The organism is Streptomyces sp. SID5643 (assembly GCF_009872555.1).
GTDB classification, from domain to species: domain Bacteria; phylum Actinomycetota; class Actinomycetes; order Streptomycetales; family Streptomycetaceae; genus Streptomyces; species Streptomyces iakyrus.
In genome coordinates this window covers 1-18897 of sequence record NZ_WWIC01000338.1, presented here as the reverse complement: position 1 = coordinate 18897, position 18897 = coordinate 1, and the positions used below count along the sequence as shown (strand labels likewise).

The window sequence follows — 18897 nt, the reverse complement described above, 5'->3', positions numbered from 1 at the left end:
CCTCACTTCACGGCGGCGTCCACGGCGACGGGCTGCTCATCCGTCACCAGTCCCAGCTCCGCATCCCGCACGGACTCCACCTCGCGCCGCAGCAGCCGGAACCACATGAAGATCACGAACCCGACGAAGGCGAACCACTCGGCGGTGTAGCCCAGGTTCTGGAAGGCCTTCAGGTCAAGCCCGGAGTCCGGCGGCGCGGCGGCCGGCACCGCCTTCATCCCCGCGTCACCCTTCGACAGGGTGACCCAGGCGTCGTACACGTCGTACGGGACCAGGTTCACCAGGGACGCCGCGCTGATCGCCGCGGTCTGCCCGGCCGGCAGACCGCCCTGCGCACTGACCCCGTTGTCCCCCGGTGTCTCCGACGCCTGCAACGCCCCGGTGACGGTGACCTCACCGGCCGGCGGGGCGGGAACCCGTGCCGTCCCCGCGTTCCCGGGCAGCCATCCCCGCACCACCGGCAGCGCCTCGCCCGAGGCGGTCCGCAGCAGGGCCAGCACGTAGAAGCCCTGCCTGCCGTCGAGCTCCCGCCCGGGCACCAGGAGCTGCCTGCCGTAGCGGCCGCTCGCGGTGACGAGCTTCCCGGAGGTGGCCTTGGTCACCGGCAGCATGTCCTTGAGGGGGCGGGGCGCCTCTCTCTGGGCGTCGGCGACCTGCTCGGTCGCGGTGCGATGGTCCTGCACCCGGTCCTCGAACCGGCCCAGCTGCCAGGACCCCATGAAGATGCAGAAGGGGATGGACAACAGCATGAAGACGTTGATCCCCCACCATCGGGGCGTCAGCAGAAACCGGTACACACCCCCACGGTACGGGGCTGTCGGGCAGGCCCCGCCCGCGGGGTCGGCAACGGAGAGGGCTCTCCGCGGGCGTCGCCGCGGGTTCCGGCCGGTGCGGCACCGCGGGGCGGCGGAGAGCGGTTGCCGGCCTTCCCGGCCGAGGCTGACCCGACGTTCGGCAGGGCGTCCCGGCCCGCCCCGAAGGGGGAACCGGTGGAGGTTGTCCACAGGCTGGGGACCTCGCCAGCGCATGGTCGGCCCGGGCGGGCAGTATGGGGCCATGACTGAGAGCAACGGGTCCGACGCGCGGGATCGGCGGGACCAGCACGAGCAAGCGGTACAGGCGGGACAGCAGGAGCGGATGCCGGACTGGGAAAAGCGCTTTCGGGCGCCCCGGGTCTCCCTGCCCGACTGGGCGGAGGACGCACCGGACCGCTCCCTGTTCGTCTCCAACGCGACCGGTACGTACGAGCTGTACGCCTGGGACCGGTCGACGGGCGAGCAGCGCCAGGTGACGGACCGGCCGAACGGCACGACGGACGGCGTGCTGTCCCCGGACGGCGCGTGGATCTGGTGGTTCGACGACAAGGACGGCGACGAGTTCGGCGTGTGGCGCCGCCAGCCCTTCGCGGGCGGCGCGGACGAACCGGCCGCCGAGGGCCTGGAGGCCTCCTACCCGGCGGGCCTCGCCCTCGGCCGTGACGGCCGTACGGCGGTCGTGGGCCGCTCCACGGACGAGGACGGCACGACCATCCACCTGGTGCGCACCGGCGAGGAACCGGTGGAGATCTACCGCCACCGCGAGTCGGCCGGTGTCGGCGACCTCTCCCACGACGGCTCGCTCATCGCCATCGAGCACACCGAGCACGGCGACGCGATGCACTCCGCGCTGCGCGTCCTGCGCCCCGACGGCACGGCGGTCGCCGACCTCGACGACACCGAGGGCGGCACCCGGGAGCTGGGCCTGGAGGTCCTCGGCTTCGCCCCCGTCGCCGGTGACACGCGTCTGCTCATCGGACACCAGCGCCGCGGCCGCTGGGAGCCGCTGGTCTGGGACGTGGCCACCGGCGAGGAGGCGGACCTCGCGCTGGAACTGCCGGGCGACGTCAGCGCCGAGTGGTACCCCGACGGCAGCGGCCTGCTCATCGCGCACAGCTTCGAGGCCCGCAGCGAGCTGTTCCGCTACGACCTGGCAGAGCGCGCCCTCACGGAGATCCCGACCCCGAAGGGCACCGTCTCCGGTGCGACGGCCCGGCCCGACGGCAGCGTGGAGTTCCTGTGGTCCTCGGCGGCCGAGCCGTCCGCGGTCCGCTCCACGGCGGGCGGTGTCGTGCTCGACCCGCCCGGCATGAAGTCGCCGGGCTCGGTGCCGGTGGAGGACGTGTGGGTGGAAGGCCCGGGCGGCCGCATCCACGCCCTTGTCCAGAAGCCGCAGGGCGCCACCGGGCCGCTCCCCACGGTCTTCGACATCCACGGCGGGCCCACCTGGCACGACAGCGACTCCTTCGCGGCGGGCCCCGCGGCCTGGGTCGACCACGGCTACGCGGTGATCCGTGTCAACTACCGCGGCTCCACGGGCTACGGCCGTGCCTGGACGGACGCCCTGAAGCACCGCGTCGGCCTCATCGAGCTGGAGGACATCGCCGCGGTCCGCGAATGGGCCGTCACCTCCGGCCTCGCCGACCCCGGGCGCCTCGTCCTCACCGGCGGCTCCTGGGGCGGTTACCTCACGTTGCTCGGTCTCGGCGTCCAGCCCGACGCGTGGACCCTCGGCATCGCGGCGGTGCCCGTGGCGGACTACGTCACGGCGTACCACGACGAGATGGAAGCGCTGAAGGCGATGGACCGCACGCTCCTGGGCGGCACGCCCGAGGAGGTCCCCGACCGCTTCGAGGCCTCGTCCCCGCTCACGTACGTCGACCGGGTCAAGGCGCCGGTCTACATCTCGGCCGGCGTCAACGACCCCCGTTGCCCGATCCGGCAGATCGAGAACTACGTCAAGCGGTTGGAGGCGCGGGGCGCGGTGCACGAGGTGTACCGCTACGACGCCGGGCACGGGTCGCTGGTGGTGGACGAGCGGATCAAGCAGGTGCGGCTGGAACTGGAGTTCGCGGAGAGGCACCTCAAGGGGGTGGCGGGCGCCCAGTAGCCCGGGAGGGGTGGTCCGGCGGCTGCGGGTGGGGCGTGGCTGATCGCGCAGTCGACCCGCGCCCCTGGGGAGCGGGCGTCACGTCCCCGCCCGCTCCCGCCTCCTCCGCCCCAGCAACTCGGCCAGTCCCCGTCGGGTCGCCGCCAGCACCACCCGGTCCCCGGCGCCCAGCACATACGTAGGAGGCAGATCCCACACCAGTCCCGAAGCCGGCACCCGCTCCTCACCCGCGGGCTCCCCCTCGCCCCGCCGTCCCCCGGGAGGTGCCGTGTTGAGCGCCAGGACCCGCCAGGCCCCGGCCCGGAACGCCTCCCCGACCGTCCGTCCCTCCAGCTGCGGATGCCCGGCCACGTCCACCTCCGCGAACAGCAGCACCCGCCGCTCCACCGGAATCGCCCCCAGGATCTGCCGCCCCATCATCGCCCCGGCGAACGCGGGCGCGGCCAGATGCGACACACTCCGGCTCCGCGTCAGGGCGGACGGATGCGCGGCCCGCAGCGTGCGGTACACGGCCGTCGCGAAATCGTCGTCGTACAGCCGCAGCACGACCCGCAGATCGGGCCGCACGGAGCGTGCGTACAGCGACGCCTCCAGGTTCGTCGTGTCCGCACTGGTCAGCGCCAGCAGTGCGTGCGCCCGGTGGATCTTCGCGGCCTCCAGCACCCCCTCCTGCGTGACGTCCCCGAGCACCACCGGCACCCGCAGCCGCCGCGCGGTGGCCATCCCCCGCGCGTCCGGGTCGGACTCCACGCACACCACGGGGATGTGCAGCTCCCGCAGCCGCGTCAGCACCCGCGTCCCGATCTTGCCGAGCCCGAGCAGCACCACGTGCCCGCCGAGCCCGCGCGGCGGCTTGCGCAGCGCGGACGCGCTGCGGAACGTGCCGAGTGCCTCCAGCACCGCGGCCAGCAGCACCGGCAGCAGCAGCAACCCGACCAGCCCGGACAGCAGTTGCAGCACCTGCCGCGCGGTCGACTCGTGGAACGCGGGATCGTTGATGCCGAACAGATCGAGCAGGGTGACGTACGTCGCGTACAGCGGATGCTCGTCGGTCACGAACGTCAGCGCGACGGCGAGCGCGAGCACACACCCCACGAGGCCCGCCAGCGACCACCGCAGCCGCCGCGAGAACAGCGAGGCGAACGGCGGCACACCACCCCGTCCGGCGGGCAGGGGCGGCCCGGAGTACGACACCTGCTCCAGGACGACGGTGCCGCGTCCGGTCGCCGCCGCCACCGCCGCCTCGTCCGGCAGCAGCTGCGGCCCGAGCTCCCCGCTGCCCTCGGAACCGTCCGTGCCGGCCGGGTCGTTGCTCGTCGCGGACAGCAGCGCCAGGGTGCACAGCCCCGGGTCGGCGACCTCGCCGGGCCGCGGCGGCTGCCGTTCCACCGCACGCAGCACGAGTCCTTCCGTCTGGACGACCTTGCTGGTGCCGACGAGGGCGGTGGCGGCCAGCGCGGGCGCGGCCGTGTCGGCGTCGGACAGCACCGTCGTCGACGCGTCGAGCCCCCCGACCCGCCCGTCCCCGGAGGCCACGGCCGCGGTCTGGTCCAGCAGTTCCTCGATGTGCTGCCCCAACCGCCGGTTGTACAGCCGCAGTACGAGACGCAGGGAGGGGTTGAAGCGGCGGGCGGTGAGCGCGGCGCGGATGTTGGTCTCGTCGTCGTCGTAGACGAGCGCCAGTGCCGCCGCCCGGTCGGCGCCCACCTCGGTGAGCACGGCCTCGGTGACCTCGGGGGCCTCGACGACCTGGTCGCTCGGGGCCGGTTCGGCGCCGCCCGCCCCCGTCCGGCCGGCGGCGGCGCTCACCACACGGTCGAGCAGCGCCGCCGAAGCGGCCCGGGCCCGCCCGGCCACGGGCCGGCGCACCCGCCTCCCGGAGGGCGGCACGACGAGCGTGACCTGCTCGGCGTAGACACCGCGGAGTTCGGCGGCCAGCCGGTGCGCGAGCCCGTCGTCACCGCACACGATCATGTGCGTGGCCGGATCGCTCGGCTGACCTTGGTTCGGAACACTCCCCACGGGGAGAAGACTGCCTCACCGGGACGACGGGTTCCAGAAGGGGACGGTGGCGTGTGAACGCCCGGCCGTCGGCGTCCGTAGGCAAGGGGAGGGAATGGGGAATGCCCTCGCGCACCACCGGAGGTACCGCGCCCGTGGCCATCACGAAGACCGTCCCGCCAGGCAGCGGCGAGCGCGGCGACCCCGAGACGGACGGCGGCGGGGAGGCGGGCCCCGGGGAAGAGGGCCGGTACCTCAACTCCCCCCTCCTGCTGACGCTCCTGCTGCTCACGGCGGTGATGTTCCAGGACCCCATCCGCGGTGCCCTGGCCGCTCCGGTGATGCAGAGCTGGATGACGGTGTTCGTCGCGGTCATGGTCCAGGCGCTGCCGTTCCTGGTGCTCGGGGTGCTGCTGTCGGCGGCGATCGCGGTGTTCGTGCCGCCGTCGTTCTTCGCCCGGGCCCTGCCGAAGCGCCCGGCCCTCGCCGTCCCGGTCGCGGGCGCGGCGGGCGCCGTGCTGCCGGGCTGCGAGTGCGCGTCCGTGCCGGTGGCCGGAGCCCTGGTCCGCCGCGGGGTCACGCCCGCCGCGGCCCTGGCCTTCCTGCTGTCGGCACCCGCCATCAACCCGATCGTGCTGACGGCGACGGCCGTGGCGTTCCCCGGCAACCCGGAGATGGTCCTGGCCCGCTTCGTCGCGAGCCTGCTGGTGGCCTGCTCGATGGGCTGGCTGTGGCACCGCCTCGGCCGCACGGACTGGCTGCGGCCCCCGGCCCGGGCGTCGTACGAGGGCCGGGGCAGGGGAGCGGCCTTCTGGGGCTCGGTCCGCCACGACGTGATGCACGCCGGCGGGTTCCTGGTGATCGGCGCGATGGCCGCGGCGACCCTGAAGGCCGTGGTCCCGGCGCAGTGGCTGAGCCTCGCGGCGGGCGACCCCGTGCTGTCGGTCCTGGTCCTCGCGGTCCTGGCCGTCCTGCTCTCCATCTGCTCGGAGGCGGACGCGTTCGTGGCGGCGTCCCTGACCCAGTTCTCGCTGACGGCCCGTCTGACGTTCCTGGTCGTCGGCCCGGTGATCGACCTGAAGCTCTTCGCGATGCAGGCGGGCACCTTCGGCCGTGCCTTCGCCCTGCGCTTCGCCCCCGCGACCTTCGCCCTGGCCGTCGTCGTGTCGGCCCTGACCGGAACGGTCCTGCTGTGAACCGCCTGGCCCAGACGGCCCTCCTCTTCCTGCTCGGCGCGACCCTCCTGCACGCCGGCACGACCGACCTCTACCTGCGCTACGTCAAGGAGGGCCTGCGCCCGATGGTCCTGCTGGCGGGCGGGGTCCTCGTCGCCACGGCGGCCGCCACCCTCTGGTACGACCGCCGCACCCCCGCCGACGACCACCACCATCACCGCGAACCCCGCGTCTCCTGGCTCCTCGCGCTCCCGGTCCTCGCCCTGATCCTGGTCGCCCCGCCGGCCCTGGGCTCCTACAGCGCCGCGCACACCGGCACGGCCCTGACGAAACCGTTCGGCTTCCCGGCCCTCCCCGCCGGCGACGCACCCCTGCGCCTCGCCGTGGCCGACTACGCGGGCCGCGCGGTCTACGACGGCGGCCGCTCCCTCCACGACCGCCGGCTGAAGATCACCGGCTTCGTCACCCTGGACCGCAAGGGCACCCCCTACCTGGTCCGCATGGGCCTCAACTGCTGCGCGGCCGACGCCCAGCCGGTCAAGATCGCACTGACCGGCGCCATCCCCCCGGTCCTGCGGCCGGACACCTGGCTGGAGATCACGGGCACCTACACCCCCCGCCGCATGAAGGACCCGGTCAACGGCGGCCCGATCCCGTACCTGAAGGTGACGACCGCCAGACCGGTCCCCACCCCGCACGATCCGTACGACGAGACGTGGAACAGCTGAACTCCGGTGTAGCGCACCCCCTTTGGGGTACTCGGGGGACACCGCTGATCAGCGAGGAGTACGCATGAGCACACTCCACGGCGAGCACACGGCGGAACGCCGACCGCCGCTCCTGCCCGAGGCGGTCCGCGCGGAACTGGCCAGGGCCGACCACCGGGCCGGCCTGACCCTGGCCACCCTCGGCGCGGCCCTGACCGCCCTCCTGACCGCGATCACCGCCGGGGTCATCACCCCCACCCAGTACGCCACGATCCCCCAGCTCCTCCTCTGGACCGGCTGCGCGGCCTGCGCCCCGTCCCTGGTCCTGCTGAGCCTGGCGAGCCGCCCCCACCCGGCCCCGGCCGCCGGGCTCCCCCCGCAGCTCCTCACCCGCACGACGTGCATCAGGCACCGCCGCATACGGCAGGCGATGGGGTGGGGCGCGCTCTTCCTGACGCTGACGTCGGCGGGGACGCTGACGGGAGTGCTCTCCTGAGGGCTGTCCGCAAAGTCACGTCGTTCGCCCGGAGGGCGGGCGCCGCGACTTTGCGGACCCCCTAGGTGTGCTGTCCCGGGACGTTGGTGACAGGGGAGCCAGAGTTGTGGGCAGGCGATGGTGGCAGGGCCTGCTCGGGTCGAGGATTCCGGCGGCTGACCAGCGCCGGAAGCGTTCGTAGACCGTCTTCCACGGGCCATGGCGTTCGGGCAGGTCCCGCCAGGCCGTGCCCCGCATCGGGGGCACGGCCGGCCTGGAGGCGTTCACGCAGTGGCGCTGGACGACGGCACCCGCCCGTCCTGACCCCACCCGAGGGTGGAGCGAAACCTTTCGCCGACGGCATCGAATGATGCGAGATGTATTGACGACCCGTCAGGTGTTGCTCATATCATCCAGAACGTTCGACAGGACAGCTGACGTTCGACATACAGAACAGACAGTCCACCCGCCCTTTCATGGCAGCCCCCACTCCCAAGGCGGATTTCGAATGACATGGACCGGTCACATCCTCAGTCGGCGAGCGGCCCTGGCCACGACCGGCGGCCTGGCCGCCGGCGCCCTGCTGCCTCACGGCACGGCGGGAGCAGCCGCGGCCGGACCGGCCGCGACCTACACGAACCCCGTGATCTGGCAGGACTTCGCGGACATCGACATCATCCGCGTCGACAACACCTACTACTGCTCCGCCTCGACGATGCACTACTCGCCGGGCGCCCCCGTCCTGCGTTCGTACGACCTGGTGAACTGGGAGATCGCCGGCCACGCGGTGCCCGTCCTCGACTTCGGCGCCAAGTACGACCTGAACGGCGGACGCGGCTACGTCAGGGGAATCTGGGCCTCGTCCCTGGCGTACCGCCCCGCCGACCGGACGTTCTACTGGCTCGGCCAGATCGATTTCGCCCGAACCCACGTGTACACGGCCCGCTCCGTCGAGGGACCCTGGAGCAGGCACGCGACGCTCCCTCAGGTGTACTACGACGCGGGCCTGCTGGTGGACGACGACAACACCCTGTACGTGGCGTACGGCAACGGCACGATCAGCGTGGCCCAGCTGTCCGCGGACGGCCGCAGCCAGGTGCGGGCCCAGCAGGTGTTCAGCACCCCGTCGAGCATCGGCACCCTGGAGGGGGCCCGCTTCTACAAGATCAACGGTAGCTACTACATCTTCCTGACCCGCCCGGCCAACGGCCAGTACATCCTGCGGTCCACCAGTGGCCCCTTCGGCCCCTACACCCTGCGGCAGGTCCTGCTCGACCTGCCCGGGCCGATCTCCGGCGGCGGCGTTCCGCACCAGGGCGGGCTGGTGCGGACCCAGAACGGTGCCTGGTACTACATGGCGTTCGTCGACGCCTACCCCGGCGGGCGTATGCCCGCCCTGGCGCCCGTCACCTGGACCTCGGACGGCTGGCCGGTCGTCCAGCTCGTGAACGGCGCGTGGGGCAGGTCGTATCCCACCCCGGTCGTACCGCCGCCACCCCGGCAGGTCACTCCCCTGACCGGTGCCGACACCTTCGACGGCACGGTCCTCAAGCCCAGGTGGGAGTGGAACCACAACCCGGACAACGGCCGTTGGTCGGTGAACAACGGCCTGACCCTGCGCACCGCCACGGTCACCAACGACCTCTACTGGGCGCGCAACACCCTCACCCACCGCATCCAGGGACCCACCTCCACGGCAACGGTCCAGCTCGACCACTCCGCGATGCGGGACGGCGACCGGGCCGGGCTCGCGCTGCTGCGCAACTCCTCCGCCTGGATCGGCCTGAAGCGGGACGGGAGTGCAACGCGGGTGGTCATGGTCGACGGCCTGACGATGGACGGCAACTGGAACACCACCGGCACCGGGATCGAGCGGGCGAGTGCGAACGTGCCGGGCGATCGCCTCTGGCTGCGGGCGAACGCCGACATCCGGCCCGGAGCGTCCCGGCCGGGCACCTTCTCGTACAGCACCGACGGCGTCACCTTCACCCGCCTGGGCCCCGCCTTCACCATGGGCAACGACTGGCGGTTCTTCATGGGCTACCGGTTCGCCCTCTTCAACCACGCCACGAAGGCGCTGGGCGGCTCGGTCCGCGTGACGCGATTCGAGCTGTCCACCCCCTGAACGGCTTGGCCTCCCCTGCCGTTGCACCGCTCAGTCTCATCGGCAGGCCCCACGAGGAGGCAGGGACGCGGCGCCTTCTGCGGAGAGCAGGAGGCGCCGCGTCCAAGCCATTCAACGGCCCGCGGATGCAGGCGTCACGAGCCGCCGCGCCGGGTGCCCCGGACGAGCCGCCAGTCCTGCGAACCGTCTGAGGCCGCGCTCTGGAGGGGCAGCGGTCCGCCTGCGGTCGCGCCGGTGAGGTTGGAGGAACCGTCGGTGTTCAGCGAACGCCGGCGTCCTCCGGGAACCTGCAACGATGGCGTGACCAGCCCAGACCCGCAGGTCCCTCGCCGCTTCAGCGGCCGGTCCATGCCCATCGCTCGCGCCACCACGGGCTACTGCTCGCAGTGTGGTGGCCGCGGTCCGACCAAGCCGAGGTCCGTCAGGACTTGCTGAGCCAGTTCGAAAGGCTGGTTGCGGGGGCCGTGGGGGACAGGGGCGGCAGATTCGAACCCGCGTTGTGCAGCGAGGGCTCTGGGGCCTACCAGCCCGGTGAGCCGGTAATGCCGCCACAGGGGAATGGGCCGACGGGCATCGACCACGACGAGGTCGGGCCGACGCCAGACGACCAGCGCCCAGGCTCCCCCGCCGGAGTCCGAGCCCGAGTCGGCCCAGGCTCCGACCAGGGGCGCGTCCTCGGCGGCGCCCACCGCTTCGAGTGCCACCAGCGCGGGGTTGCTGAAGCGTCCGGTGACATGGAGGAGCAGCCGTGCGTGCCGGTGTACGTCGCGCCCCTTCTCGGCGAGGGACCATACGGCGTCGGCGAGGGGATCGTCCTGGACGACGTCCGACGCGACATCGAGCACGGCGGCCGGGTCCACGGCCGGGCCGAAGGCTGTGTCGAGCAGCGTCGTGTACTCCGTGACGTACGCGGAGTCCACTGCGGGAAGCAGGTGGCCGACTGCCTGGGAGGCTTCGTTGAAGGCGAGTGTCTCAGGGGTGATCTCGTAGCGCGGGGCGTGGCTTCGGAGCACGGCGAGGGCGACTGCGGCGAGGCTGCCCACCTGGGGCTCGATCCGCTCGGTGAGGTCGTTTCGGTTCAGTGCACGGACGGCCCGGGAGAGCAGTGGCACCCAGTCGGTGCGCGCCGGCGGCCAGGCGCCTGCCGCGACGGTCCACAGGGTCAGCCGGACGACGAGCATCCGCTCCGGTGGGCCCAAGTGGGGAGCGAGGGCGACGAGGCGCTCCACCCAGCGCCGGTATCTACGGCGGACTTCCTGGTCGGCCTGCCGGAGGTCGGGCAGGGTGGCGGCGCTGCTCGCATCGGCACCGGCTGCCTCGGGGTCGTACTCTGCCGCCACGGTCTCCGCGGTGTCATCGTCGAGGGCGGCTTCGATGTCGTCGGTGAACCGCTCGTCCCAGGAGACGGGCAGCAGGTCCTGAAAAGGCGTGCTGATGTCGGTGGGCAGGGGGAGTCCCAGCGCGAAGCGCGTGAGCGGGTGTCCGACGCGTCCGGCGCATTCGTCCAGATAGCGCTCCCAGCCGTCCTCGTCGCCGTCCAGCGGGGCCGTCGTGACCGCACCGCCAGTGCTGCTGCTCGCGGATACGCCCGCTGGGGTGGGGGTCAGTCCCGTACGGAGGGTTTCCAGGTCGCCCAGGAACCGTTCGGCGAGCCGGGGATCCGTGAACAGGTCGGGAGGCCGTGTCGTGGGGGTCTGGGACTGGGTCGGGGTCATTCGGCGCAGGGCGCGGTCAGGGTCGACGACGAACACGATGTTGCCGAAGCTCGGTACGCCGTCGCCGTCGACCACGACCAGGCGCACACGGCTGCCGGCATCGGCCGGAGCCGTCACCGTCAGCGTGGCCTGTCCGGGCGGGATGTCGGCGATGCGCTCCCATGCCTCCGGCGGTGCTGCGGCCTGAGACAACTCCAGGTGAGCGGTGTCGGAAAGAGGCCGGGCCACGCTGATCTCCAGGCCGTCCGGTACCCGTAGGGCACCGATCAGCAGTGGTCCACCGCCGGCGATGGGGCGGGGAAGGGGCGGGACCGTGTGCAGCCGGGCGGCGGGCTCGTCGGTGCCGTCCGGAAGGAGGGTGGCGGGGATGGGGGCGATGATGCCGAGTTCGCAGTTGCCGCCGTCATCCTGGGAAAGCAGCAGGGCCGCGGCGGAGAGGTTCGGGCTGCCGGTCAGGGCCCAACGCTGCCCCTCGGAGACCCACTCGACGAGTTTCCCGTGGCGGTACCGCTGGTCGTTGTCGCTGATGACGCGTCCGTCGTACTCCTTCACCAGGGCGGCGACCGACGGACCGTCGAGGTCACTGAGTCCGGGCTGGTAGGCGAGGGTGAACCGGCTCGGACGGAAGCGTTCGAGCAGCCGCCGCAGTGCCATTGAGCGCCGGTCGTGGAAGGGCGCGAACACGGCCAGTTCGTCGACGGGCCCCTGCGGCAGCTGATCGATGATCGGGGAGCGCAGACTGCTGACGACGCGGACCTGTGACGCCGCAGGTGTCCTGTCGCGGTGGAGCCGGTCCAGCAGCGCTGCGACCCGCCCCAGCGCCTGTGGCACTCCGGCGGAGAACCTCACCTTGTCCGGGAGGCCGCGCAGCCATGCGGACAGCTCCGGAACAGCGGAGGGACTCTGCTCGCCGTCCACCCGCAGAACCGTCCACAGTTCGGCGTTGGCCTGCCAGCCGGCCAGCGTGGTGTTGCCGGAGCCGAGGGCGATGGTGGCGTGCTCCGGTCCGGCGAGGACCATCAGCTTGGGATGGAACGCGGCACCGTGGGCGTAGGCCAGACCGGCGAGGTAGCTGCGGCCGGCCCGCCGGACGGACCGGGGATCGTTCCGGGTCATGGAGACGTCTCCCGCCACGGTGACGCGTGCGCCGGTGGCCTGGGTGACGCCGAGGGCGACCTCCTCGAAGAAGCCGAGATCGGCGGTGAAGCTGAGGAAGAGGGCTTCTTCGAGGCTCCCGCCGCCCGTGCGCTCCTCGTCGAGGATGAGGGTCAGAGGCGAGGCGAGCGCGGTGGGTGGCTCCACCGGTCCCGGTGCCGGTGCGGTCTCAGTCAACGAGAGCTCTCCCGCTCCTGGTCACCGACCAGTGCTGGTCGTGATATTGCAGTACTCCGCAGGTGGCCAGGACGGTCCCGAGCTGGTCCAGCCGAAGGCCGACGTCACCACGGCCCTCCTTGCTCGTCCGGTACAGCAGTCCGCCCCGCTCGTGCAGCCGGGTCGGTAACCACAGCGTGCCGTCGGCGCGTCGGCGGGCCTTGGTCAGCGCGATCCGCTGCGACCGCGCCACCAGGTCGTAGGTGAGTCGGCGGGCGACGTCACGCAGGTTCATGGGCCGCGCCTCGTCAAGCCGCCGCTGGACCCATTCCGGGCCTAACTCGACTCCGCGCTGTCCGAGGAACGCGTCCCGGACCCGCCCGGTGAGTTCGTCCACCCGGCGGGCGCCGGTGGCGAGCACCCGTAGCTCTGCAAGGGGCAACGGGTCGTCCGCCCACCGCAGGTCGTGCTCGGCGGGCAACGGCGCCCCGGTCGTGCTCCGCGTCGCGGGAAGGGAGGACAGGAACGCGTCCACCGTCGTGTCGGGCAACTGCGCGGCGAAGCGGTCGGCCACGTCCTCGATCGGCACCAGCCCGTCCACCTGCTCCACGAGCCAGGACCACAGGCGGCGCCAGGCTCCGACGGAGTAGTTGCGCAGCACCACTCCGCGCCAGGCACCGGCCGCGTCGATCCCGCTGGTCACGGGATCGGTGGTCAGGAAGTCGCCGAAAGCGAGCACATGGCCGATGTCCCGGGTGAAGTACCGGACGGGATGTGCGGCGACCACACGAGCCAGAAGCTGAATCGTCTGTCGCCGTGTCGCCGAGCGGGAGCCTGCTTCGGCCGGTGCACCGGGCTCGCACATCAGGTTCGCCAGCCACGCCCCGTCAGGATGCTCGCCGCCCACGCACACGCACAGCCGGTCGCCGAAGGAGGCGAGATCATCCACGTCCAGTGTGTCCTCGGCGGCCAGTTCGAGCAGCCCTCCCAGCCCGGCTCGTAGTGCCGCGGTGTCCAGCCGCGGTCCGGGAACCGGCATGGGTCCCGCGCCGAGGATGCCGAGGGCGACCTCGGATCCGGCGTACGGTGCCCAGAACCCCCACGAGTTGCCCACGTACCCGTTCTTGCCCGGGACCTCGGCTTCGGACAGGGTGACCGTCCCGGAGTACAGCCGCCGGGCAAGGGCATCCACCCCGTGAGCACGCGGCAGCCAGTCCAGAGCCTGCGGATGATGCGCGAACGACACGGCGGCCAAGGCCACTTCCGCGCGGCGCAGCAGAGTCTGCGCAGCCGGGACCGTCAGATCCTCCGCCTCGGCTTCCGCCGCGATCAGCCCGTGCAGAGCGTAGTAACGCCCGTGCGGCGTCTGCGTGGTCACTCCGGGGACCAGGTGATCGACCATGCGCGCCACGTGCCGCTCCACCGAGAGCGGATAACGGCCCGCGGCGACGTCCAGTCCGGGGCGGCTCCACCCCGGTCCGTCCACGAGCTCCGGGGATATCCTCTCTCCACCGACGGTGACCATGCGCTCGGCCATGTCCCGCTGCCACCCCCTCAGCGCTGTTCCGCTCGGGAAACCGATCCGCCATTCTGGCGCATCTCTTCGCGAGCCGATGGCACTTCGGATGTGCATCACACGGCCGGACAGGACACCCTCGACAGCTGGCGGGAATCGGTGCTCAGAGTCTGATAATCATCAGTATCAAAGGAACCCACGACTGTTTCGCCTGGACTCGTCGTGCCTTCCCATCCGGCGCTCACATCGTCAGCCATCGTCTCGGTGGCCAAGCCGGCGGGGCCGATTCCCTCTACAGGCGGGCGGGCCCCTCCCGCCCATACACACCTTGGCGGTTACAGCGCACTTCGTCCTTCTCGCAGCACAGCGCCGCGACGCGCGACTGGTGTGCCCGGTCAGTGCGGAGCCCTGGATTCGCGAACGCGCGGGTTCGAGTATGCCCGAGCACCGCTCTTGCACGGCACCAGAGACCGATCCTGGGGGAAGCCGACCAGGATCTTCTCCCAGGTTTCTCCCAAACGATCACCGGAGATGCCGGAAGGGCCTGATCCACTCGGTGGATCAGGCCCTTGACCTGGTATTTCACTGTCGGGGTGGCGGGATTTGAACCCACGACCTCTTCGTCCCGAAGCAACTTGGGTTGGCGGCTGGCCTTGGGCCGGTGCGCCTCTCACCTGCTGCGATGGTCCGCAGGTGTGCGCGGTTGTCCGTCACTGTTCGCGTGCGTTGTCACGCAGTTAGACACTCAGGGGCCTTCGGGTTCCGGCTGCTCACGGCACCAATGATGGTCACGCGGTAGTCGAGTGCCTGTGCCTACCGGTTGATCGGGATCTCGTAGACGATCTCGCAGTGAGCTGCGGGCACGACGATGTCCGCCGTCTCGACGGGGCGCCCGGCGTCGCTGTAGTACGTCCGCCGGATGTGCGTGACGAGTGCAGCCTTCTGGACGCCCAGGAGTGAGGCTTCCTCGGCGGTCGCCTGTCGTGGCTCCGGCTGTTCCACGGCGTGGCTGACGGTGACACCGATCGCGGCCATGCGGTTCACGACACCGGCCCCGGCGTGCGGGCCTCCCTCGGGAAGAACGACCAGCGTCCCCGCGGTGAGGTCGTACGGCTCCCAACTCGTCGACAGCTGCACCGGCCTGCCGTCGGCGAGGAACTCGTACGTGGTCCGGACGCACAGGTCACCCTCGGCGATTCCGAGTCGGGCGGCGATGTCGGCCGGGGCCGGCACCTTGGCGTCGGTCCTGCTCTCCCAGTCGCCTTGCTTGCCCAGGGCCTTCATATCCGCACGGAAAGGCGACTTCGCCGGCTGCTCGCGCGCGGACGATCGGACGACACGTACCCGTTGCCGGGGCTCGGCGACGTAGGTTCCCGATCCGGCGCGGCCTTCCAGCACCCCCTGGGAGATCAGCAGTTCCTGCGCCCGGCGGACCACGTTCTCTCCGACGCCGCACTCCTGGCCGATCTGAGCGCGCGACGGCAGCCGGTCCCCCGGCTCCCACACGTGCTCCGCGATCCGCCGCCGGAGTTCGTCGGCGATGCGGAGATAGGGCGGCTGCTCAGGCATATGGAAAATCTAGTTCACTAGCTCTAACCTAGTTAACTAGCTTCACTCAAAGTGATCGCCGGTTAACGGAGGCTGCCCTGTGCCCGCTTCGGGAGTCCGCGCGGCAGCCATCGCTGCCCGACTGTCCGACCTCGGGCTTCCTGCGTGCCTGGAGGAGCACGACCGGCACATCTCGGTCGAGGCGGAGGTACCTGAATCACTCCCCGCCGACTTATGGCGGGAGGTCCTGAAGGCGGTGGCTGAGGCCGACCGGTTCGGGCTCCTCGCCACCAGCCTGAACGACCGCACCCTCTGGGCGGTCGTACGCAAAGCGGTCCCCACGACGGGCGATGTCGGGGGACCGGGCCATCAGCGATAGGAGCTGACCAGCGTGCTCAACCGTATCCGCCGTGCCACCTCGCTCACCAGAGCGCGATACTTCCCCAAGGGCAGGCACCGCCGCCCCTTACGGCCGTCTCGGCCGATGCTTGCTCCCGCTTCTGCTGCATTCGCTGACGAGTCGACGGTCGTCCGGGACCACGCTCTCGACAGGGCGGGGCACTGGCAGCCGCTCCGGGGTGAGGACACCGCACTTGTCCGTCCGTACGTTCTGGCTCACGAAGAACGCGCGCGACGGCACCCGGCGGTTGTCATCGCTCCCCAGCTGCCGACCGACGCCTGGTCGACTCTCCTGGGGGTCCGCTGATGCCCTCGCAGCGACAGACTCTTGGCGAGGACACCTCGTACCGCTCGACTGCCTGCCAGATCGGCACGCACCACGCCTGCGCGGAGTCCTCTCCGGAAGTGGCGCCGGTCGACCTGCCCTTGATCTACGAGGCTTGCGACTGCCTGTGTCACTCGGCGCCTTGTCAGTCCGGGCCCGGGAGCCACGCGGTGAACGAGTCGGCCTCCACCGGCACGCCGGCACCGAACGCCGAGATCACCGAGAGGCTCACGCGGGGATGACGACACGGGACGAACTGAGGCTTCTCCCGTGGGCGGGGCCGGACGGCAAACCGTGCTACTTGAGCACCGATGACCAAGGCGGCTACGTCTCCCGCCTGGCGGACCACATCGAGGCGTTTCAACTCGGCATGGCTTCCCAACTACTGGAGCACTCCCGTCAGGTACTCGACGACGAGACCGAAGACCCGGAGGAGCTGAACCTTCTTGCTGCCCAACTGACCAGCGCGTTACGAGACGTGTTGCGTGTAGCGACAAGCCGCGGACGTAGTCCCGTCGCGCCTCGACGCCCGTGAGAGGAACGGTGCTGCTCGGCCACAACTGATCATCGGCGGCCGTGACCTGCGGCCGCCTTATCGATCAACGTCCTGACCTGCTGCTGAGCTGTCGGTAGCTGTCGACGTTGGTCATCGTTGAGTGCCCTTCCACGGCCCGAGGACGGCCCGGGAGGGCGCCCCGTGACACGAAAGAAGGAGGAAGTGCCGGGCCCTTATGGACCCGGCACTAGGTGGCGCACGTTCTTCAGTAGGAGCTGGGGGTTGCGCTTCGAGATCAGATCTCGTTGCGCTTGTTACCGAGGAGCACATAGGCGAACGGGCTGATTGCCAGGATCAGCGCAAGAGCGAACTTCGTGCTCCAGTGCATCTCCAGGTTCGCAGTGACCTGCAGGAGGATGATCGGTCCCGCCGCGGAGCTCATCATGCCCAACAGGAGTGGGGCACTGCTCATCAGCTGCCCGGCGTTTTCGGGCGGGACATTCATCCCGACCTCGACGCCCAGCTTCTCGATCTTGAAGCTTACAGACGCGCCCTCTGTGGGTGCCTCTGGTGGCTCATCCTGACTGATCCAGATGCGAACTTCGGCTCGTTCCGAGGGTTGTTCCTCGTCCTCCGGCAACTCTGCCGGGATGACGACATCCGACACGGGTCGTGGATCCTTTCGTCCCTTGGGCAAACCGAGCGCCAAGATCTGAGCTCGGTGGACGTAGCCGACCGCTGGACTTGCGTCCTTGGTCCGCCACGGTCGCCACGGGACTCACCACGCGTTCAGGGGGATGCCCAGACTAGGGCGGGTCCCCCTGGCGATCGATGGTGAGTGCAGGCGATACGTCCAACATTCGCTACCCCCAGTAGCCATTCATGAGCTCGGCTGATCCGAGCGGCTGCCTGGGAGCATACTCCTGCTCTCACCCGTAATGCACCTGCAACCCAAAATTGTGGTGCGCTGCACGCACCGATCTGGTGCACTTTCGGTTCTTCCGTGCGATGATGGAGGTCGCCGGGGGCGCTGCCTCCGCTTGACAGAAGATCTGGGGACGTGATCAGAAAGCAAAGAGACAAGATATGTGGAGTCGGGGGACGCAACAGAGAGGAAGGTGCACGTGACTCGTTCAACCGGCCTTCAGGCCGTGCGCGAGAACGAGCGCTTCACAGTGACCCTGATCGCGGCAGCTGCGCAGGCAGTCGGCAAGTTGATGAGGATCACGGGGCTGTCCAAGACGGACGTCATCAACCGCTCCGTACAGGTCTACGGCTTCCTAGCCGAACAGATGGAGGAAGGCAAGGAAGTGCTCTTGCGCGACGAGCAGGGCAACTTGGAGCGCGTTCACATCGTTTGATCGCAAGCGGATCGGGCCCGGGTGACCAGCGTTGTCCGGGCCCGTTGGCGTCAGACCGAAGCGGCCGCGTGGTAGTCGTCAGAGGGGTGCAGGTTGCTGTACCCGCTGCTGTACCGCAGGGTGGACCGAGGTCTGGGGGCAGACTCTGAAGAGCCTGCCCCCATTTTCACTTGCTCTTGGGCTTGTGCTTGGTTGGGTCAACGAGCGTGTAACCCTGGCCAGCCTTCGGAGTAGGCGGAAGGGGCTTCCCCTTCACTGCCGTCACCTCGGTCTTGGTGCCGGGCACCTTGTACTGCCCCGACTTCGGCGCCGGCGTACCCGGCTTGAGGCTCTTTGCCATCTGGATCACCTACCTTTCGAGCTGGATACCGCTCGATGCCGACCCCGCCCTTCTGGAGGAGGGGAAGAGCCATGTAGGGTCGTCAGGCGCCTAGCAACGCATCGCGACCCCAGTTCGAGCAAGTACCGACCCCGTGTCAGCACTTCTGAACTGGGGTCGTTTCGCGCTGTCGAGAAGGATAGCGCCTACTAGGGCCCGAATGGCGTAAGCGACCACAACTTGTGGGCGTGTCAGAGCATCCAACCACTAGATATGGGGATGGCGTCAAACCTCTCAGGCTACCGGTAGGCACTGACAGCGGTCGGTGGAGCGGCTTTGGGCGGGAGCTGCCATGGGGCGAGTGATCATGGCCCCGTAAGCTTCCGGCGAGTCGGGCAGTCTGTGGACCTGCCCGTTAAAGCACGACGTTGGGGCCATGATCTTCGAGGCTCGCCCCATGGTGGCTGCCTAAAGCCGTGGAGCCGACCGCCCCAGCCAC

The 18897-nt window shown here is 70.4% G+C and carries 15 protein-coding genes and 1 pseudogene; 8 read left to right on the top strand and 8 right to left on the bottom strand.

Annotation, left to right across the window (positions count from 1 at the left end; translation table 11 throughout):
* Window positions 1-2: 2 nt before the first annotated feature.
* Complete coding sequence (locus GTY56_RS35745; protein ID WP_346345658.1) at window positions 3-797, bottom strand: SURF1 family protein; 795 nt, start codon at window positions 795-797, stop codon at window positions 3-5.
* Between the two features lie 259 nt (window positions 798-1056).
* Here GTY56_RS35745 and GTY56_RS35740 point away from each other — a divergent pair, with 259 nt between their 5' ends.
* Window positions 1057-2925 carry a S9 family peptidase gene (locus GTY56_RS35740; protein WP_161369437.1) on the top strand — a complete coding sequence of 623 codons (1869 nt, stop codon included), beginning with the start codon at window positions 1057-1059 and terminating at the stop codon, window positions 2923-2925.
* 78 nt (window positions 2926-3003) lie between these two features.
* Here the strand turns inward: GTY56_RS35740 and GTY56_RS35735 are convergent, their stop codons facing one another.
* Entirely contained in the window at window positions 3004-4899 is a 1896-nt protein-coding gene (locus GTY56_RS35735) for an NAD-binding protein (RefSeq protein ID WP_161369447.1), read from the bottom strand.
* Between the two features lie 182 nt (window positions 4900-5081).
* Between GTY56_RS35735 and GTY56_RS35730 the strand changes: the two genes are divergently transcribed.
* The 3 genes from GTY56_RS35730 (at window position 5082) to GTY56_RS35720 (ending at window position 7304) form a co-directional block, all read left to right on the top strand.
* Window positions 5082-6122, top strand: coding sequence for a permease (locus GTY56_RS35730; protein ID WP_346345657.1), 1041 nt, complete (start codon window positions 5082-5084; stop codon window positions 6120-6122).
* Entirely contained in the window at window positions 6119-6829 is a 711-nt protein-coding gene (locus GTY56_RS35725; RefSeq protein WP_161369435.1) for a TIGR03943 family putative permease subunit, read from the top strand. Before GTY56_RS35730 ends, GTY56_RS35725 begins: the two co-directional genes overlap by 4 nt.
* 64 nt (window positions 6830-6893) lie before the next feature.
* A complete protein-coding gene (locus tag GTY56_RS35720; protein ID WP_161369434.1) occupies window positions 6894-7304 on the top strand; it encodes a Pycsar system effector family protein in 411 nt (136 codons plus the stop codon).
* Between the two features lie 138 nt (window positions 7305-7442).
* On the opposite strand, the pseudogene GTY56_RS35715 reads toward GTY56_RS35720, so the two are convergent.
* Window positions 7443-7613, bottom strand: a pseudogene (locus tag GTY56_RS35715) (transposase); the annotation flags it as partial.
* Window positions 7614-7791: 178 nt separating this feature from the next.
* Here GTY56_RS35715 and GTY56_RS35710 point away from each other — a divergent pair.
* The gene (locus GTY56_RS35710; protein WP_161369433.1) at window positions 7792-9408 is read left to right on the top strand and encodes a glycoside hydrolase family 43 protein; all 1617 of its coding nucleotides are present in this window, start codon (window positions 7792-7794) and stop codon (window positions 9406-9408) included.
* A gap of 374 nt (window positions 9409-9782) precedes the next feature.
* Here the strand turns inward: GTY56_RS35710 and GTY56_RS35705 are convergent, their stop codons facing one another.
* The 3 genes from GTY56_RS35705 to GTY56_RS35695 all read right to left on the bottom strand — a co-directional run bounded on the left by GTY56_RS35705 (window position 9783) and on the right by GTY56_RS35695 (window position 15519).
* Window positions 9783-12455, bottom strand: coding sequence for a hypothetical protein (locus tag GTY56_RS35705; RefSeq protein WP_161369432.1), 2673 nt, complete (start codon window positions 12453-12455; stop codon window positions 9783-9785).
* Window positions 12448-13971: a hypothetical protein gene (locus GTY56_RS35700; protein ID WP_161369431.1), complete on the bottom strand. Its 1524-nt coding sequence runs from the start codon at window positions 13969-13971 to the stop codon at window positions 12448-12450. The genes GTY56_RS35705 and GTY56_RS35700 overlap by 8 nt, the downstream gene beginning before the upstream one ends.
* A gap of 792 nt (window positions 13972-14763) precedes the next feature.
* Complete coding sequence (locus tag GTY56_RS35695; RefSeq protein ID WP_161369430.1) at window positions 14764-15519, bottom strand: GntR family transcriptional regulator; 756 nt, start codon at window positions 15517-15519, stop codon at window positions 14764-14766.
* A gap of 79 nt (window positions 15520-15598) precedes the next feature.
* Here GTY56_RS35695 and GTY56_RS40975 point away from each other — a divergent pair, with 79 nt between their 5' ends.
* On the top strand, window positions 15599-15877 hold the full coding sequence (locus GTY56_RS40975; protein ID WP_161369429.1) for a hypothetical protein: 279 nt from the start codon (window positions 15599-15601) through the stop codon (window positions 15875-15877).
* Between the two features lie 583 nt (window positions 15878-16460).
* Window positions 16461-16757 carry a hypothetical protein gene (locus GTY56_RS35680; RefSeq protein ID WP_161369427.1) on the top strand — a complete coding sequence of 99 codons (297 nt, stop codon included), beginning with the start codon at window positions 16461-16463 and terminating at the stop codon, window positions 16755-16757.
* A gap of 256 nt (window positions 16758-17013) precedes the next feature.
* Here the strand turns inward: GTY56_RS35680 and GTY56_RS35675 are convergent, their stop codons facing one another.
* Window positions 17014-17385, bottom strand: coding sequence for a hypothetical protein (locus GTY56_RS35675; RefSeq protein ID WP_161369426.1), 372 nt, complete (start codon window positions 17383-17385; stop codon window positions 17014-17016).
* Between the two features lie 457 nt (window positions 17386-17842).
* Between GTY56_RS35675 and GTY56_RS35670 the strand changes: the two genes are divergently transcribed.
* Entirely contained in the window at window positions 17843-18079 is a 237-nt protein-coding gene (locus GTY56_RS35670) for a hypothetical protein (protein ID WP_161369425.1), read from the top strand.
* 166 nt (window positions 18080-18245) lie between these two features.
* On the opposite strand, the gene GTY56_RS40185 is transcribed toward GTY56_RS35670, so the two are convergent.
* The gene (locus tag GTY56_RS40185) at window positions 18246-18419 is read right to left on the bottom strand and encodes a hypothetical protein (protein WP_202511185.1); all 174 of its coding nucleotides are present in this window, start codon (window positions 18417-18419) and stop codon (window positions 18246-18248) included.
* Window positions 18420-18897 lie beyond the last annotated feature (478 nt).

Bases quoted from the DNA above. Each gene is read 5' to 3' on its own strand.
- GTY56_RS35710 (WP_161369433.1), top strand. From the start codon at position 7,792: ATGACATGGACCGGTCACATCCTCAGTCGGCGAGCGGCCCTGGCCACG.
- GTY56_RS40185 (WP_202511185.1), bottom strand. From the start codon at position 18,419: ATGGCAAAGAGCCTCAAGCCGGGTACGCCGGCGCCGAAGTCGGGGCAG.
- GTY56_RS35695 (WP_161369430.1), bottom strand. From the start codon at position 15,519: ATGCCTGAGCAGCCGCCCTATCTCCGCATCGCCGACGAACTCCGGCGG.
- GTY56_RS35735 (WP_161369447.1), bottom strand. From the start codon at position 4,899: ATGATCGTGTGCGGTGACGACGGGCTCGCGCACCGGCTGGCCGCCGAA.
- GTY56_RS35720 (WP_161369434.1), top strand. From the start codon at position 6,894: ATGAGCACACTCCACGGCGAGCACACGGCGGAACGCCGACCGCCGCTC.
- GTY56_RS35700 (WP_161369431.1), bottom strand. From the start codon at position 13,971: ATGGCCGAGCGCATGGTCACCGTCGGTGGAGAGAGGATATCCCCGGAG.
- GTY56_RS35740 (WP_161369437.1), top strand. From the start codon at position 1,057: ATGACTGAGAGCAACGGGTCCGACGCGCGGGATCGGCGGGACCAGCAC.
- GTY56_RS35680 (WP_161369427.1), top strand. From the start codon at position 16,461: ATGACGACACGGGACGAACTGAGGCTTCTCCCGTGGGCGGGGCCGGAC.